The 17332-nt window shown below is 26.2% G+C and carries 16 protein-coding genes and 2 tRNA genes; 1 reads left to right on the top strand and 17 read right to left on the bottom strand.

All coding sequences use genetic code 4. The annotated features are described in order from the left end of the window. Position 1: 1 nt before the first annotated feature. The 9 genes from uvrA to LQ356_RS02235 form a co-directional block, all read right to left on the bottom strand. On the bottom strand, positions 2-2818 hold the full coding sequence (gene uvrA, locus LQ356_RS02275) for an excinuclease ABC subunit UvrA (protein WP_405311223.1): 2817 nt from the start codon (positions 2816-2818) through the stop codon (positions 2-4). An 8-nt stretch (positions 2819-2826) separates the two neighbouring features. Then, entirely contained in the window at positions 2827-3993 is a 1167-nt protein-coding gene (locus LQ356_RS02270) for a hypothetical protein (RefSeq protein WP_405311222.1), read from the bottom strand. Between the two features lies 1 nt (position 3994). Next, positions 3995-5113 (bottom strand): hypothetical protein, encoded by a 1119-nt coding sequence (locus tag LQ356_RS02265; protein ID WP_405311220.1) that lies wholly within the window; start codon positions 5111-5113, stop codon positions 3995-3997. Between the two features lie 13 nt (positions 5114-5126). Beyond that, on the bottom strand, positions 5127-6014 hold the full coding sequence (locus LQ356_RS02260) for a Cof-type HAD-IIB family hydrolase (protein ID WP_405311219.1): 888 nt from the start codon (positions 6012-6014) through the stop codon (positions 5127-5129). Continuing rightward, on the bottom strand, positions 5998-6651 hold the full coding sequence (locus tag LQ356_RS02255) for a hypothetical protein (protein ID WP_405311217.1): 654 nt from the start codon (positions 6649-6651) through the stop codon (positions 5998-6000). The genes LQ356_RS02260 and LQ356_RS02255 overlap by 17 nt, the downstream gene beginning before the upstream one ends. A gap of 73 nt (positions 6652-6724) precedes the next feature. Next, positions 6725-8983, bottom strand: a complete 2259-nt coding sequence (locus LQ356_RS02250) for a hypothetical protein (RefSeq protein WP_405311216.1) — start codon at positions 8981-8983, stop codon at positions 6725-6727. A 160-nt stretch (positions 8984-9143) separates the two neighbouring features. Beyond that, the gene (gene tuf / locus LQ356_RS02245; RefSeq protein WP_405311214.1) at positions 9144-10337 is read right to left on the bottom strand and encodes an elongation factor Tu; all 1194 of its coding nucleotides are present in this window, start codon (positions 10335-10337) and stop codon (positions 9144-9146) included. A 204-nt stretch (positions 10338-10541) separates the two neighbouring features. Further along, complete coding sequence (locus LQ356_RS02240) at positions 10542-11117, bottom strand: diadenylate cyclase (protein WP_405311212.1); 576 nt, start codon at positions 11115-11117, stop codon at positions 10542-10544. A 1-nt stretch (position 11118) separates the two neighbouring features. Beyond that, positions 11119-11529 (bottom strand): hypothetical protein, encoded by a 411-nt coding sequence (locus LQ356_RS02235; RefSeq protein WP_405311210.1) that lies wholly within the window; start codon positions 11527-11529, stop codon positions 11119-11121. A 79-nt stretch (positions 11530-11608) separates the two neighbouring features. Here LQ356_RS02235 and LQ356_RS02230 point away from each other — a divergent pair, with 79 nt between their 5' ends. After that, positions 11609-12802, top strand: a complete 1194-nt coding sequence (locus tag LQ356_RS02230) for a phosphoglycerate kinase (protein ID WP_405311208.1) — start codon at positions 11609-11611, stop codon at positions 12800-12802. 121 nt (positions 12803-12923) lie between these two features. Here LQ356_RS02230 and tsf read toward each other — a convergent pair whose 3' ends face one another. From tsf to rpsK, 8 genes are all read right to left on the bottom strand, one after another. Then, positions 12924-13805 carry a translation elongation factor Ts gene (tsf, locus tag LQ356_RS02225; protein ID WP_405311206.1) on the bottom strand — a complete coding sequence of 294 codons (882 nt, stop codon included), beginning with the start codon at positions 13803-13805 and terminating at the stop codon, positions 12924-12926. After that, positions 13805-14716 carry a 30S ribosomal protein S2 gene (rpsB, locus tag LQ356_RS02220; RefSeq protein ID WP_405312174.1) on the bottom strand — a complete coding sequence of 304 codons (912 nt, stop codon included), beginning with the start codon at positions 14714-14716 and terminating at the stop codon, positions 13805-13807. The genes tsf and rpsB overlap by 1 nt, the downstream gene beginning before the upstream one ends. A gap of 342 nt (positions 14717-15058) precedes the next feature. Then, positions 15059-15135, bottom strand: a tRNA-Arg gene (locus LQ356_RS02215). A 4-nt stretch (positions 15136-15139) separates the two neighbouring features. Further along, positions 15140-15214: transfer RNA gene (locus tag LQ356_RS02210), tRNA-Cys, on the bottom strand. A 123-nt stretch (positions 15215-15337) separates the two neighbouring features. Next, entirely contained in the window at positions 15338-15535 is a 198-nt protein-coding gene (rpmF, locus tag LQ356_RS02205) for a 50S ribosomal protein L32 (RefSeq protein ID WP_405311204.1), read from the bottom strand. A 15-nt stretch (positions 15536-15550) separates the two neighbouring features. Then, a complete protein-coding gene (gene rplQ, locus LQ356_RS02200) occupies positions 15551-15916 on the bottom strand; it encodes a 50S ribosomal protein L17 (RefSeq protein WP_405311202.1) in 366 nt (121 codons plus the stop codon). Position 15917: 1 nt separating this feature from the next. Beyond that, positions 15918-16946, bottom strand: coding sequence for a DNA-directed RNA polymerase subunit alpha (locus LQ356_RS02195; protein ID WP_405311201.1), 1029 nt, complete (start codon positions 16944-16946; stop codon positions 15918-15920). A 10-nt stretch (positions 16947-16956) separates the two neighbouring features. Continuing rightward, on the bottom strand, positions 16957-17331 hold the full coding sequence (gene rpsK / locus LQ356_RS02190) for a 30S ribosomal protein S11 (protein ID WP_405311199.1): 375 nt from the start codon (positions 17329-17331) through the stop codon (positions 16957-16959). Position 17332 lies beyond the last annotated feature (1 nt).

Genomic DNA, 17332 nt, shown 5'->3' with positions numbered 1-17332 from the left:
ATTACTTTAATATTTTCCTTAAAAATTCAGCAGTATATGATATTGAATTTTTTGCGACTTGTTCCGGTGTTCCAGAAGCAATTATTCTTCCTCCGCCTGAGCCTCCATCAGGTCCTAAATCAATAATATGATCAGCACACTTAATAACATCTAAATTATGTTCAATAACAATAACAGTATCTCCATTATCAACAATTTTATTTAAAACTGAAATCAAGTTTTTAACATCATGAGTGTGAAGACCAGTTGTTGGTTCATCTAAAATATATAATGATTTTCCTGTTGGTTTTTTTTGTAAATAAGTAGCAAGTTTAACTCTTTGTGCTTCTCCGCCGCTTAAAGTTGTTGAAGATTGTCCTAATTTAATATATCCAAGACCAACTTGCAGTAATAATTCAAGTTTGTCTCTTAATTTAGGTTTGTTAATAAAAAATGCATATGCTTCATTAACAGACATTTCTAAAACATCATTAATGCTTTTACCATGATATTTAACGTCTAATGTTTCAAGATTATATCTTTTTCCATCACAATGATCACAGGTAACATATACATCAGGTAAAAAATGCATTTCAATTTTTAAGGTTCCATCACCAGAGCATTTATCGCATCTTCCGCCGGGCACATTAAATGAAAACCTTGACTTGGTATAGCCTTTTTCTTTAGCATCTTCAGTATTAGCAAATATTTCGCGAATGTCATCAAATAATGAAGTATACGTTGCAGGATTCGAACGCGGAGTTTTTCCAATTGGTGATTGAGTAACTAAAATTAATGCATCAATGTTATATTGTCCAACTAAACGACTATCAGTACGAATATCATACATAGGATTATTTAGATAATTTGATAAAGCACTAACTAATTCTTCACTTACAAGCGTTGATTTTCCTGAACCAGAAACACCTGTTATTGCAATAAATTTACCTAACGGAAAATCCACGGTAATGTTTTGTAAATTATTAGTTTTAGCATTTTTTAATGTTAAAACCTTGCCATTTCCTGACCTACGAAATGTTGGAATATCAATATTAAGTTTATTAGATAAATACTTACCAGTCAAGGAATTAGGATTTTCCATAATTTCATTAGGAGTCCCAATTGCAACAATGTTTCCTCCATATTCTCCAGCTTCAGGGCCAATATCAACTATATAATCAGCTTGAAGAATAGTTTCTTCATCATGTTCAACAACAATTAATGAATTACCTAAATCAACCATTTGACGTAATGAATTTAAAAGTTTTTGATTATCTTTTTGATGCAATCCTATTGAAGGTTCGTCCATAACATATAAAACACCCATTAGGTTAGATCCTATTTGAGTTGCAAGTCTAATCCGTTGTGCTTCTCCACCACTTAAAGTTTCAGCTTTTCGGTTCAATGTTAAATATTTTAAGCCAACATCAATTAAAAATTTTAATCGATGTTTTAATTCACCTAAAATTAATTCACATATCTCTTCTTCTGTTTTATTAAGTTTTAAATTTAAAATGAATATTTCAAGTTCCTCAATTGACTTATTAGATAGTTCATAAATATTTAAACCATTAATTTTTACAGCTGCTGCATATTTATTGATTCTTTGACCATGACAAATATCACAATGCATATCAGTTAAATATTTTGAATAATATTTTCTTGCTTCATTTGACATAGTTTCTAAATATCTACGTTCAATTTTAGTTAGAATTCCTTCAAGTTGACGTTTTGATTCAAATTTGTTTCCATTTGTCGAAATTCTAATCATTGGTATTTCCTCATAAGAACCATATTTAATTATATTTAGTTCTTCTTCTGATAAATCTTTTATAGGCATTGATGAATCAATATGATAAAAATCTAAAAGAGTTTTAAATTCTTGTCATTCTAAGTTTTGACTATCAACTAAATTTTTATAGTATAAAATTCCACCATCATCAATTGATAAGTTTTTATTAGGCACAACCAAATCAAAACTAGCTTTTTGTAAATAACCAATCCCTTTACAATTAGGACACATTCCAGAAGGCGAATTGAATGAAAATAATTTTGGTTCAATTTTAGGCATATCAAAATCACCGTATTCACAACTATGTTGAATTGAAAACATTTTTTTATCTATGCCTAATGCTTCAATAGAAACTAAACCATTTGAATAATTTAAGGCAATTTCAATTGCTTCAGCAACACGTGAATATAATTCTTTTGATAAAACTAAACGATCAATTATAATTTCAATTGTTCAACGCTTATTTTTTTCAAGATTAATTTCATTATCTAAGCTATAAATTTCATCATTAATTTTAACTCTTAAAAAACCGTCACGTTTAAGCCTTATTAAAGTTGTTTGATGTGATCCTTTTTCATTTATGACAATTGGAGATAAAATATATATTTTTTCACCTTCAGGATATTTAAAAACAGCATCAATTATATCTTTAAGTTTTTGTGCAGTAATTTCGTGTTTATGAGTAGGACAATATGGTTTTCCTATTCTTGCATACAAAAGTCTTAAATAATCATATATTTCAGTTATAGTACCAACTGTACTTCTTGGGTTATTATGAATTGTTTTTTGTTCAATTGAAATTGAAGGACTTAAACCTTCTATACTTTCCACATCAGGTTTTTTAGTCCCTCCTAAAAATTGACGTGCATAACTTGAAAGACTATCAACATATCTTCTTCTACCCTCTTCATAAATTGTGTTAAATGCAAGCGAACTTTTCCCCGAGCCACTTAAACCTGTAAAAACAACAAATTTATTACGAGGAATTTCCACACTTACATTTTTAAGATTATTTTCTTTTGCGCCTTTAACAATAATTTTATCCATAATATTCCTTATCAATTATTTTCTTTTGCTTTGTTTTCATAAATTATTTTAAATGCTTTTATTCGGTTAGAAATTAAGTTTTTAACACACTTAAAATATAATTTGTCACATGGAAATTTAGCATGATTTTTTAATGAAAATTTTTCAAGTTTTTCAATTCAAGTTATATGTCTTTTTTGAACATGTTCAAAAAGTTGATAATCAAAACTATTATAAAATTTGGAAGCATGCTTGGCATAATTTTTAATGTAATTTTTACCAATTGAGCCTTTATAAATATTAAAATCATAAATTAATGATTTTCCGTTATCAAAAATCGGAGCATTTTTGATTTTTTGATAGGTTTTTGAGTTAACTAATAAACCAAAATTGCCTAAATGACGATCAATATTTAAAATCAAAGCATCGAATACCATTAAATCATCAAGATCATCTTTTCCATATAAATTGGAAATGTTTTTAATAAAATTTTCAATATTGTTATCTTTATTGTTAAATATTTGTGAAAAGGGAAGATATGATGTCTCTTGATTTGTAAAAATTTTACATTCATTAACTAAAACGCCATTATATATATTAATATCATAATCAAGTATTTCATTAAAAAACAATTTACCAATTTGATTTGCAAAAAATTCAGCATATATTTCATTTAATGGAATATTTGTTGAAAATCTTGAATTAGATTTTAAAAGTATTATTTCATTATCTCTTTTAATTCATGTTTTTTGTAATTCACCATTTGTAAAAAAATCAGGTGATTTTCCTAATGTATTATTATAAAATTTAACTTTTTTACTATCACTTAAAATCTCGTTTGAATAAACGTTTTTAAAATTTGAAAAGAAATTAATATCTTCTCATTTTAAATTTGAATTTTCTTTTGATGTTATTCACAAAGTATCATCTAAATTTAATGAATAATTTGTTTGAAATAGTTTTTCTAAGTATATTTTTTTTGAAAATATGTTTTGAAAATTCGGTCTTGATATTGGTATCATTCGATTAAATAAAAGATATTTATGAAATTGTTCTAAATCAGAATTTTTTAGAATTGGTGGTAAAAAATTAAAACCTTCTAATTTAATAAAATTAGAAAATTTATTTTCATTTTCATCATAATCAAAAGCAAAGCAATCAATGTTTTTGTTTCTTAAAAAATAAGTATTATTCATTTTAATTTATTGGATTATCATCAAAATCATCTTCGTGCTTATTATCATTAATTTTAGCACGTTCATCAGGTGTTACTTTTTCAATTAATTGATCAATAATGCTCATAAAATATTCAAAAGCTTCTTTGCCTAGTTTTGGACTAGGACTGTTTGCGATAAAATCATCATATGATTTGACAAAATGATCACGCATTTTTTCAACTGGTATATTCATTGCTTGTGCACTTGCAAATAATTCTGCAGCCATTTGAGTTAATGATTCTTCAAATTCACTTTGACTAACTTCATCTTCATCATATTTATTTGAATCATTATATTCATCATTATTTTCATGTGCACAAAAACGACCATAAAATTCATCATAATAAGTGTTTCGAAACAAAATTTCAAGTTTGTATCTAGATGAAACTCTATCATTTATATCAAAATCATATTTTTTTGCTGATTTTAAAACATAATTAATATTTTCATCTAAAAAACTAAGGTTATTTTTATATTTTTCAAAACTTGAAATTTCTTGAATTAATTCATCTTTATATTTATATTTTTGAATATCCATTCATGAAATTTCATTTGTAGGTTTTATTTTTCAATCAACAACATCAAAAAATAAACCCTCCTTTAGATAAATATTATATTTATATAGTGCATCAAGAGTTATTTCAAATGAAAGTTTCATTCCATTCGCTAAAATAATGTTATAAAATAAACGATATTTCTCTTCACTATTTGAATTTTTTTGATTATGTTCATGAAAATAATTCATAATATTTTCCATAGACATATTAGCATTGAATCTTGATTTAATTGAATCAAATTTAATTTCTTTGGTAGGGATAATAACATATTCCTTTTTAAAGTCAAAAACAAATCATGATGTCATAGTGAAAGTAAAGATACATAATGATTCATTAATTACTAATGCTAGTTCCCTAAAATCGCACGTATTAACAATCTTAATTTTAAGTTTAGAAATTAAATCATTATCAGTAATTTCTTCAACTAATTCATTTGATGTATTTTGATTTTTTAAACTATCAAAATAAACAAATTTATCAAGTCAAAATTTGCTAGATTTTACTGACAATTTAAGTGTTTGCGAATGCTCTTTTGTTGGCATTTTTTCTCCTTTTTTAATGCAATAAATATTTTTTTACTACATTTTTAAATCTATATAAATAATCTATTATAGCCTCACCCAATCCATTTTGTTCGACCGAACTTGTAAAATAAGAAGCACTTGTTAATATTAAATTTGATGCATTAGCCATAGCATATGAATACTTAGATAATATTATCATTGAATAATCATTATTACTATCCCCAATTACCATAATATCATTTTGATTAATATTTATATTATTATAAACATTTTTTAGCAACCATAGTATTGCTTCACCCTTATTTACATTTTTTGCTTGTATTTCAATGTTTATAGAGGTTAAAGTTATATCGATGTCATCTATGTCTTTAAATAAGTTGAAAAGATTATTTAATTCTTTTTTTACTTTTTTTTCATCATTATAAGCTTTAGAATATATTTCAACTTTTAAGGGACAAATGTCTTCATTATTATAAATTTGAGGAAACATTTTTTTAGTTGCTTCATTTGTGAAATGATATTCAAGAATTTCATCATTTCATAATGAATAATTATTTAATAAAAAGTAGTTGTTTTCATCTCAAAAACAAAGTTGAATTCCTTCTGATTTAGCTATAATTAATATTTTATTAAAAATTGATTTTTGAATACTTTTTGAATAAATAGTTTTATTGTTTTTAATATCAATAATATGTGCACCAGATGACGAAATTAAATAATCAACATCAATTAATTTAGTAAGTCAACGCATTCTTTCAAAGTAAGGATTGCCTGTACAAATATTGAAATGAGCATTATTTTCTTTAGCAAATTTTATATCTTCAATTGTTTGTTGATTTGGAATTTTTGAATGATCATACAAAGTGCCATCAACATCAGAGAAAATAATTGGCATTTTATCATTAATAAACTTGTACATCCTTAATCCCCTTCTTCTTTTTAATAATGATTCTAACAATAATGTAAATAATAAGTCCTACTATTGCTAAAGTAGAAATAGTGATAGAAACATAATTAATTATTGATTTATCTTTATTTCTTTTTTCAGTGATTTTATCAAAGTTTTTAAACCCTTTTAATTGATAAAAGCGTTGTAAATAATAAAAATAATGTAAATAAGTTTTTCCTTTATATTTATATTCAGAATTTTTAGGTAATAGAGCAAATTGAAAAGTAAGACTAACTTTATCTTTATTATCGATGGCTAATGTTACAATCTTATATTTTTTTTCAAATTCATTTTTGTTTATGCCTTTTCAAAAGTCACTATCATCTCTAATATTTAATAAAGATAAACGTTTTTTAATATCATCATTATATAAAAAGTTACGGTAAAATGTTGTAGAATCAAATTCTTTCAACTTACTTAAGTCAGATTTTAATGTATCTTTAAATACATTAGTATCCATGAAAGTTAATTTTTTAAAATTCTCTTTTATTTTTGAAAATTCACTATCAGTTGGTTCTTTTTTTTGAGGGTTTTCTTTACACGAAATAGCCACTATTGGTAATGTAACAAGTGGTAGAGACATAAAAAATGTATTTATTTTTTTCATATTTGAAATTTTACCAAATAATAAAAATATGGAGTAATTAAACTCCATATATTTTGAATTATTTTTTTCTATATTATGATGAAAATCCATTAATTACTATTTTAAACGAAATGATTGATTCAAAATCATCTTTTTTGTAACAAACATAAAGTGTTAGGCTTTTAGCTTTTTGGTTCTTTGGTTTATTAATTTTTCAAATTTTATAATTATTAGTTAAATTATTAATTATTAAATGTTCCTTTATTTTTTCAAAATCTCAACCATTAATATCTTTAGAAGCCAATTTATCTTTATCTTTAAAATCATAAGAAGGATTTAATTTTTGAATTTCTGCATTTAATTTTAAAGATTTATGTCATTGCTCATATAAATCTTTACCAAATTTATCATTTTTAACTTCAATTCTTTTTGAAGCAATTTTATCCATATCAATTTTACCCGCACTATAATCTTGAAGAGGAATTGCTGTTACTTTTACAGTTAATTTATTGCCTTTAAATTCAGGTTTTGAGAAAACATATACTATTTGTTCTTCTCTCATTGCTTTATTGGTATTAAATAGATACATGTTTCCTTTTTTAGTATAGTTTGTTTTGTCAATTCTATACAATTGAACTAATTTTTTGTCAGGATTATTTTTTAAAATATCATATTGTTCTTGATCTCAAGCATATAAATGTTCTATTTTTTTAAGAGCATCATTTAATTGAGGAGCAGACTTTGCTTCATAATTATCTTCAGGAGTGTCTTTAAATTTATCTAATGATAAATCCGGTTCTATTTCTTCATCAATTGTTGAACTTGGAGCAAATTCATCTGATAAAGGATCTTGTCCTTTTTTTCTTCTCATTTCATTAAGAATATCTATTCCCAATTTAGACAAATCAATTTTTGTTTTTTTAAATACAAAAGGACTATTATGTCAATTAGCAATAGAAGCAGTAAGTTCAACATAATAATCATCCCCGTCTTTTGATATCGAACCAAAATTGTATTTTAAATTATGGTCGATGTTATCAATTCAAAATGATTTATCTGTGATTTTACCATTATTTAATTTTTCAATATATGTTTTGTCTTTACTAAATTTCGGATGTAAAATTGTTTTATTCACTACGTTTTTAATGTAGTTTTTAATTTCTTCTTCGCTTAAATTATGAAAATTCTTGCCATTAGCATATTCATCTTCAACTAAAATTTCTTTTTCAACAAATATATCTTTGTTGCTTTTTACATACATTTTAACTGTTAATTTAACAATTTTTTTGCCTAAATTATCTTCAACTTTAACATCTTTTAATTCAACATTATATTTATCTTTATCATATCCTTTAGTGCTAAAGTTAGGTTTATTATCAAAATTATTAATTGTTTTATGATTAATAATATGTTGATATGCTTTTTCATCTAAAATTGAAACTTTAGTTTTATTTATTTCATCACTTATTTTATTTCTAGCTTCTTCTTCAAAATCTAAAATTTCTTTTGTTTTTTTTCAACCTTTAATAACATAAGATGCATTTTTAAGCATAGTAATGTTTGTGCCTTTAATTTTTAACTTAAAAATAATGGTTATGTCATAATACTCTTTATCTTTATTTTTAACAGCTTTATATTGAGCAAGTTCATATCCATCGGGAATATTTTTAGTTATTTTTGTTATATCTGCATCTTCTAGATATGTGTTTTCCTTGTTTGGGTAGTCAAAAGTTGTTTCTTCTTTGGCTTTTTTATTCATTTCTTCAATTTTGTTTACAGTGTCTTCATCAATTTTTTTGCCTAAATTTGATGAACCATTTTTAGTAGAAATGATATGTTCTTGGTTTTTTCCTTGATAAATAGCGGTTTTATATCTAAAAATAATGTTATTTTCGTTATCGATTTCATAATCAAGTTTACTTGATAATTTTTTAGCATTATCATATGTTGGTTCTTTTGCATTAACAACTTGATAGTTTTCAGGTCTAGTAATTCCTTTAAATTCTAATAAGTAGTTTTTGTTATTTTTTCAATCTGGATTTTCACCTTTTTTAGTTGTTATTACTTTTCCTGTATTTCGATCATATCAAAAATCATTACCGTCATTTATAGCTTTATAAAATTCTTTTTCTTTGCCTTCAATTATTGATAAATTTCCATTAACTTCTTCATCTAGTCATTTATTAATTTCTTTAATCTTTTTATCTTTCTCAGTTTCTTTAGGTTCAGAAGGTGTTTCGGGAGTAGGCGTTGGTTTTTTAGGTTCTTTACACTTAGCAGCAATTGGTGACAACATAACAGGCAATAATGTTGATGTTAGCATAAATGTTAATAATCTTTTATTTTTTTTCATATTTTTTACCTCTTATAAAATAAAAAAAGCGTCATAAAAGACACTTATGTTATTAGTGAATATATTTAATTGTATTTATTTCTATTTGATTCACATAATAATTATATTTTATTTCAATAAAAAAGTATAGTTTAAAACTATACTCAAAAATTTAAATAAATTATTTAATTATTTTTGTAACTGAACCAGCTCCAACAGTTCTTCCACCTTCACGGATTGAGAATTTAGTTCCTTCTTCAACAGCAATAGGTGCTATTAAAGTAACAGTAAATTCAACATTATCCCCAGGCATAACCATTTCACGGCCAGGTTTGAATTTGATTCCACCAGTTACGTCAGTTGTACGGAAGTAGAATTGTGGTTTATAGTGTTCAAAGAATGGAGTGTGACGTCCTCCTTCTTCTTTCTTTAAAACATATACTGTAGCTTCAAATTCAGTGTGAGGAACAATAGTTTTAGGTTTAGCTAATACTTGTCCACGTTCAATTTCATCTCTTTCAACACCACGTAGTAATAATCCAGCGTTATCTCCAGCTTGAGCTTGTTTTAAGTTTTTACGGAACATTTCAATTCCTGTAACAACAGTTTTTTTAGTTGGTTTTAATCCAACAATTTCAACTTCGTCATTTAATTGTAGAACTCCACGTTCAACTCTACCAGTTGCAACAGTTCCACGTCCAGTAATTGTAAATACATCTTCCACAGCCATTAAAAATGGTTTGTCAGTTTCACGTTTTGGTTCATCAATATATGAGTCAACTGCTTCCATTAATTTTAGAACAATATCTTCATATTTTGGATCGCCTTGTAATGCTTTTAGAGCAGATCCTGCAATAACAGGTGTATTGTCTCCATCGAAACCATATTCGCTTAATAAACCACGAATATCCATTTCAACAAGACCAACCATTTCTTCTCTTTCATCATCTTTAAACATATCAATTTTGTTTAAAAATACAACCATTTTAGGAACACCCACTTGTTTTGCAAGTAAGATATGTTCACGAGTTTGAGGCATAGGTCCATCTGTTGCAGCAACAACTAGGATAGCTCCATCCATTTGTGCAGCACCAGTAATCATGTTTTTAACATAGTCAGCGTGACCTGGACAGTCAACGTGTGCATAATGACGTTTTTCAGTATTATATTCAATGTGAGAAGTATTAATAGTTATACCACGAGCTTTTTCTTCTGGTGCATTATCAATAGCATCATAAGCTTTAGCTTCTGAAAGACCTTTTTTTGATAAAACTGTTGCAATAGCAGCAGTTAAAGTAGTCTTTCCATGGTCAACGTGTCCAATAGTACCAATGTTAACATGTGGTTTTGAACGATCAAAATCTTGTTTTGCCATTAAAATATCCTTTCAAATTTTTTATTTTTTTTATTTTTATGATTAAACGCGTTTAACCACCATAGCATAGCCTTTCATCTATGTCCTGTCCAATCGTTAATCAATAAGCGTATCTAATTTTACCAAATTTTAGATTTTATTTTATTTACTATATTTATAACTTTTTATTTACTATATTTATAACTTTTAATTATTTTTTAATTATTAGTAGTTTTTGAAAATGTTAACAAGTTCTTGTTGCAATTGGTCTCTTTTAATAGGAACTAAAACACTATTTTTAGTTAGAGATACTCCTCCACTTTCTTCACTTACAACTAAAGTTGTAGCATCAGAAATTTCGCTAATCCCCATTGCAGCTCTATGTCTTGCTCCATATTTATTGTCAATAGATTTTTTTGTGATTTTATAATAAGTTGAAGCATAATGTATTTTTGAACCACGAATAATAATTGCTCCATCATGTAATGGAGAAGACTTATTAAATATTGAAATAATTAATGAGCTTGATATATTTGCATCAATAATTACTCCATCAGTTCTTAGCATATCTAAATTATCATTATTTTCAATTGTTATAATTGCTCCAATTTTGTTGTCTGCTAAATATTCAATTGCTTCTCTTAATTGGTGAATAAGTCTAATTCTTGTTGATTCGCCAATATTTTGTTTAATTTTACGATTTTTTCAACGAGTAACTAAAACATATAGATATTGAACAAAAATAACTAACAAAATAACTGATATTAAACTAACTATTACATATAAAATTGTATTATTCATATTATCACCATTTATTTAATCCTATTATTATTAATAACATTGCAATGAATGCAATTACAAAAACACTTAAAATAATTATTCTTGTTGTTTTTGTTAGAGGTTTAGTAGTTTCAGCAAAAGGAGATTCAGACCATAATTTATAGTCGATATAATTTTCATATTTTGCTTTTAACTTACGTTGTTGTTTATAAAAAGTTGTCTTTTTATCTTCACATTTCTGATCAATTACTTGCATTCATCTTATATCTTTAAAATATTCAAATTTTTCTAGTTCTGAATAATTCTTAATATAATTAGTTTCCTTTAAATATGCTCTAAATTCATTAATAATAGCGCTAGTATTATCTTTTTCAGGGTCATATTTTAAAGTTCTTTTATCTTTTTGTTTCATTGCATTTAACATTTTTGCCATATTATTAACCTCAAATTACTATATGATTAGTGTTTTATTATATAATAATAAACAATTATAGTAAATAAGGAGAATTTATATGAAAAAATCTATTAAAGATTTAAATCTTAATGGAAAAAAAGTTATTTTAAGAGTTGACTTTAATGTTCCAATAGCAGATGGTAAAATAGCGGATATGAAAAGAATTGACGCCGCTTTACCAACCATTAAATATATTTTAGATAATGGCGCATCAATTATTTTATTATCACATTTAGGCAGAATTAAAACTGAAGAAGATAAAAAATCTAAATCACTTAAAATAGTAGCAGACAAACTTAAAGAAATGCTTCCAAATAAAATTACATTTATTAACGAAACTAGATCTAAAGAAATTACAAAAGCTGCAAAATCTTTAAAGCCAGGCGAAATACTATTTTTAGAAAATACACGTTTTGAAGATCTAAACAAAAAAGCTGAATCTTCAAATAATCCTACTTTAGCAAAATATTGAGCAAGTTTAGGTGATGTTTTTGTTAATGATGCTTTCGCGACTGCACATAGAGCGCATGCTTCGACTGTTGGAATTGCAAATTATGTTAAAGAAAGTGCACTAGGATTCTTAATGGAAGAAGAAGTTAAAGAATTATCTAAATTATTAAAAGGTTTCAAACGTCCATTCATTTCAATTATTGGCGGGGCTAAAGTTAGCGATAAATTAAAAGTGTTAGAAAAATTATTCACAATTGCAGATAAAGTATTAATCGGCGGAGGAATGGCATATACTTTTAAAAAAGCTTTAGGAAAAGAAATTGGAACTTCAATTTTTGAACAAGATCGTATTGAAGATGTTAAAAAATATCTATCTTTATATAAAGATAAAATTGTATTGCCAATTGATAATGCAATTACAAGAGAATTTGCTAACAATCCAGCGGTATTTACAAGTTCAAAAAATGATAATATTCCAGCTGATTATATGGGACTTGACATAGGTCCTGAAACAATAAGATTATTTAGCCGTGAAATTGCTAATGCTAAAACTATTTTTTGAAATGGACCATTAGGTGTAACTGAATTTTCAGAATATGAAAAAGGAACAAAAGCAATAGCAATTGCTATTGCTGATAATAAAGATGTATTTTCAGTAGTTGGTGGTGGAGATTCTGTTACTGCTATTAATAAATTAGGTTATCAAGATAAATTTAGTTTTATTTCAACTGGTGGTGGTGCTTCTATTGAATTTATTCAAAATGGAACTTTGCAAGGTATTGATGCTATTCAAGATAAATAATTTCTCTTATATTAACTTTTATATTAAAATTACTTGTAATCAAACATTACAAGTAATTTTAAATTAGTTTTTTACCTTTAATTAAACATAAAAAAACAAGCAATATTGCTTGTTAATTTATTTATTTAGAGTTCATTTGTTCTGCGACTTCAGAAGCAAAGTCAACAGTCTTTTTTTCAATACCTTCGCCAACTTCAAAACGTTTTGCACATTTTAATTCTAAAGATATTTCAGATAAAAATTTACCAACTGTTTTTGAATCATCCATAACATATGGTTGATACATTAAAACACCTAAATCATTAAATTCTTTTCTTAACATACCTTCTTTAATGCTTTGTTGAATTTTTTCTGGTTTATTAACCAATTTAGGACTTTTTGCAATTTCATTAGTAATTTTTGTTAGTATACTTTTTGGTATATCAGTTTCAAATATATAACTTGGATTTAAAGCAGTTATATGCATTGCAATATGTCTTAGATCTTCAACTTTATTACCTTTAGCAAAAACAATTGAAGCTACTCTATTATTTGCATGTGTATAACCTGCAACTATTTCTCCAGACTTAGCTTCATATTTTTCAACTCTACGTAAAGAAATTTTTTCACCAATTTTTGCAGTTAAGTCTTTGCAATAATCATCAATTGATAAGCCGTCAAGTTTTTTATTTAATAAATCATCAATATTTTTAAAAGATGTTTTAACTAAGAATTCTTGAAGTTTATCAGCAAATTCTAAAAATAATTTATTTTTAGCAACAAAGTCTGTTTCTGAATTTAATTCAAACAAAACAGCAACATTATTATTTACATATGCACGAACTATTCCTTCAGCAGCAATTCTAGATGATTTCTTAGCAGCTTTAATAATTCCTTTTTGTTGCAATCATTTAATCGATGCTTCAATATCATTATTATTTTCTTCTAATGCAGTTTTACAATCTAGAAACCCTGAATTAGTTCTTTCTCTTAATTCTTTAACTTTTTGTAAATCTACAGCCATTATTTTTCTTCCTTTGTTATTTTTGCTTCAACTTTTACTTTTTCATTATTAGTTGAAGAATTTTGTTGAAGCATTTCTCTTTTCTTTTGATGAAATGCTGATGAAGTTTTTGATTGTTGATATTTATTTTTATTTTGGTTTAATGAGGAATCTTTTTTAATTTCTTCAGGTAGAATGATTTCATCATTAGGTTTATAAGCAAACAATTGTTTATTTCCACGAGCCGCACAAATAGCATCAGCTAATATTGTAATGATTAATGTTAATGATTTAGTTGAATCATCATTACCTGGAATAACAAAATCCGCTAAGTCAGGGTTTGTATTTGTATCATTAATAGTAAATATTTTGATACCTTTTTTTCTTGCTTCTTTGATTGCAATTTCATCATCAATAGGTGATGCACAAATCATAACTTGAGGGAAAGAAGCTTTATTTGATAGTTTTCTAATACCACCTAAATTCTTAAGCAATTTTTCAATTTTCTTATCAAATAATAAGCCTTCTTTTTTACTATAACCTTCATAATTTGTTTTTTTCAATTCTTCAAGACGTTCAAGTTCTTTAACACTTCTAAAAATTGTTTGAGAATTAGTTAAAGTTCCTCCTAATCAGCGTTCAGTTACATAAACTGAATTTGTTCTAGCAGCTGCTTCTTCAATTGCTTTTTTAGCTTGTTTTTTAGTGCCCACTCAAATAAATGAGATTGGTTTTTGAGCCATTTTATAAAGTAATTTATAAGCATATTCTAACGCTTTTTGGGTTTTTGATATGTCAATGATGTGAATTCCCATTCTTTTTCCATAAATGTATTGTTTCATTTTAGGGTTTCATTGACTTACACGGTGACCAAAATATGTTCCAGCTTCTAATAATTTTTCTCTTGAAACTATTTCAGGTTCCGCTGACATTTCAGCATTATTTTCATTTAAAGATTCTTTTTTTGTTTCAGTTTTTTTATCTGAATTCAAAATAGTAGTTGATTTTTTAGTTTCAACTTTTTTTGTGGTTTTTTCTTCCATTAAATTTCCTTTTGTTTAATTTGTTATTCTTCCTATTACTTCAAACAATTAACATTACATGATATGTAACACAAGCAATTGAATTCATAATAGTGTTTGATTAATTAATAGTGTTAATAAATCAAGTATTTTCAAAATACAATAAAAGTATAACATATTTTTAATATTTAAAAGTTTAGAAGTAATAAAAATGCACAACATGTGTGCAATTTAATTTGTCAATTTCTGAAATGGCGCGCCCGGCAGGAGTCGAACCCGCAACCTCTTGGGCCGTAACCAAGCACTCTGTCCAATTGAGCTACGGGCGCATTTTGGAGCCACCAACCGGATTCGAACCGGTAATCAGGGTGTTGCAGACCCATGCCTTGGCCGTTTGGCTATGGTGGCAACATCGGCTAATTTGCAAACTAATTATAATACAAAATTATTAAAATAAAAAATAAAAGAAGTTAACTATTTAAAATTAACTTCTCGTTTTTATTAGATTTTTAAAGATATGTAAATAATTAATTATTTAATTTTGTCATTAAATGCTTCTTTAATGATTTTTTTACCTTTATAGAAACCACAATATTGACATGCTTGGTGAGGAATAATTTGTTGTTTACAATTTGCACATTCAACTAGCGTTGCAATGTCTAAAGCATGATGAGATCTTCTCAATGCTTTTCTTTGTTTAGATGTTTTTCTTTTTGGGGTTATAGCCATATTATTCTCCTTAAATTATACAAGTTGTATAATTGCCATTTTAGCATTATCGCCTTGACGATTAGCAATTTTTACAATTCTTGTATATCCACCATTACGTGATTTATATTTTGGACCAATTATGTCAAATAAATATTGAATAGAATCTTTTTTAGGATCATTAGAAGTTTTATTTATTAAATATTTAATTGCTTGTCTTCTTGATGATAAAGTGTTTAATTTAGCTAAAGTTATCATTTTTTCTGCTTTTGATTTAATTCTTTTAGCTCTTTCCAAAGTGGTTTTAAGTTCACCATGGATTAATAAATCAGTAACTAATGCTCTTTCAACATGGTTTCATCACTCTGAATTTCTTCTAAATAATTGTTTAGGATTTGCCATTTTATTCCCCCTCTCCTAAATTAGATTCATTTTCTTGATTTTGATCTTGATGTTTTTCTTTTCAATTTCTTAATTTCTCAGCAATATCTTCAATTGATTTTTTACCTAAGTTTTTAATATTTGAAAGTTCTTCTTCAGTTAATTTTAAAAGTTCATCAACTGTATTATATTTCGATCTTTTTAAGGCATTTAATGATCTAATAGTTAAGTTTAAACGCTCAATAGGAATTGAAACCATTGCAACTTTTTCTTGTTTCTTTTGATTTTCTTCAAATACTTTTAATGATTCAAGTTCATCGACGTTTCCAATAATTTTAAAGTGAGCAACAATTATTTCTGCGGCTTCTTTCATTGCACTTTTAGCATCAATAGTTCCATTAGTTTTAATAGTAATTTTTAATCTTTCAACTTCTTTTGGTGAAGCTGTATTAAGATCTTCTTTAATAAAATTACACAACATTATTGGTGAAAAGTCACTATCAATTGCTAAAAATTGACCAACTTTAATTTTGCTTTCAAGCTTAGGACCATACATTTCAATAATGGACTTATTTTCTTCAAAATCAATAAAGCCACGTCCTTCTCTTAAAAATAAATCAAATTCTAATGAACCACCTTTTGCTATAGTGCAAATATATTGGTCTTTATTAATTATTTCAAGTCCATTAATTTCTTGAATATCTGATGCTTGAATAATTCCTTCTTTATTTGATTTAAAAGAAATTTTAGCTAAATTTTCTTTTGCAAATAATTCAGGTTTATATGTAAAATGAATTTGACGGATGTTAGCAATTAAATTAATAACATCTTCTCTAATGCCAACAATAGTTTCAAATTCATGTTGAACATTATTTATTTTGATTGCAAATGGGGCAATTGAAGTTATTGAAGATAAAAGTGTTCTTCTAATAACAGTTCCCATCGTGTTAGCATATCCACGCATTAAAGGTTCAATAACAAAACTTGTTTCAAAATCATTAATTCTTTCTTTGGTTAATTCTTGATAAGTAATTTTTTGAATTTTTTCCATTATTTACCCCTTATTCTCTTTTTAAAACTTTTTTAGGTGGACGAGTTCCATTATGTGGAATAGGTGTTACATCTTTAACTTCTTTAATAATTAAACCTGATGTTTCAATTTGTTTACGAGCTGTAGATTTACCTGGACCAATTCCTTTTACGTAAATTGAAACTTCTTTTAAGCCAAATTCCTTAGCTTTTTCAAGTGCTGCTGCTGCTGCTAAACCTGCTGCATAAGGAGTTTTTTTCTTAGTTCCTTTATATCCAATAGCTCCTGATGAAGATCATGCAAAAACATTTCCTTTAAGGTCTGAAAAAGATACAATAGTATTTTGATAAGTAGAATGAATATGTGCCATACCTTGAGTAATAGTTTTTTTAACTTTTTTAGCCATT

It is taken from the genome of Metamycoplasma faucium (assembly GCF_045160055.1).
GTDB lineage: Bacteria > Bacillota_I > Bacilli_A > Mycoplasmatales > Metamycoplasmataceae > Metamycoplasma > Metamycoplasma faucium.
This window is presented reverse-complemented; position numbering and strand designations above follow the sequence as displayed.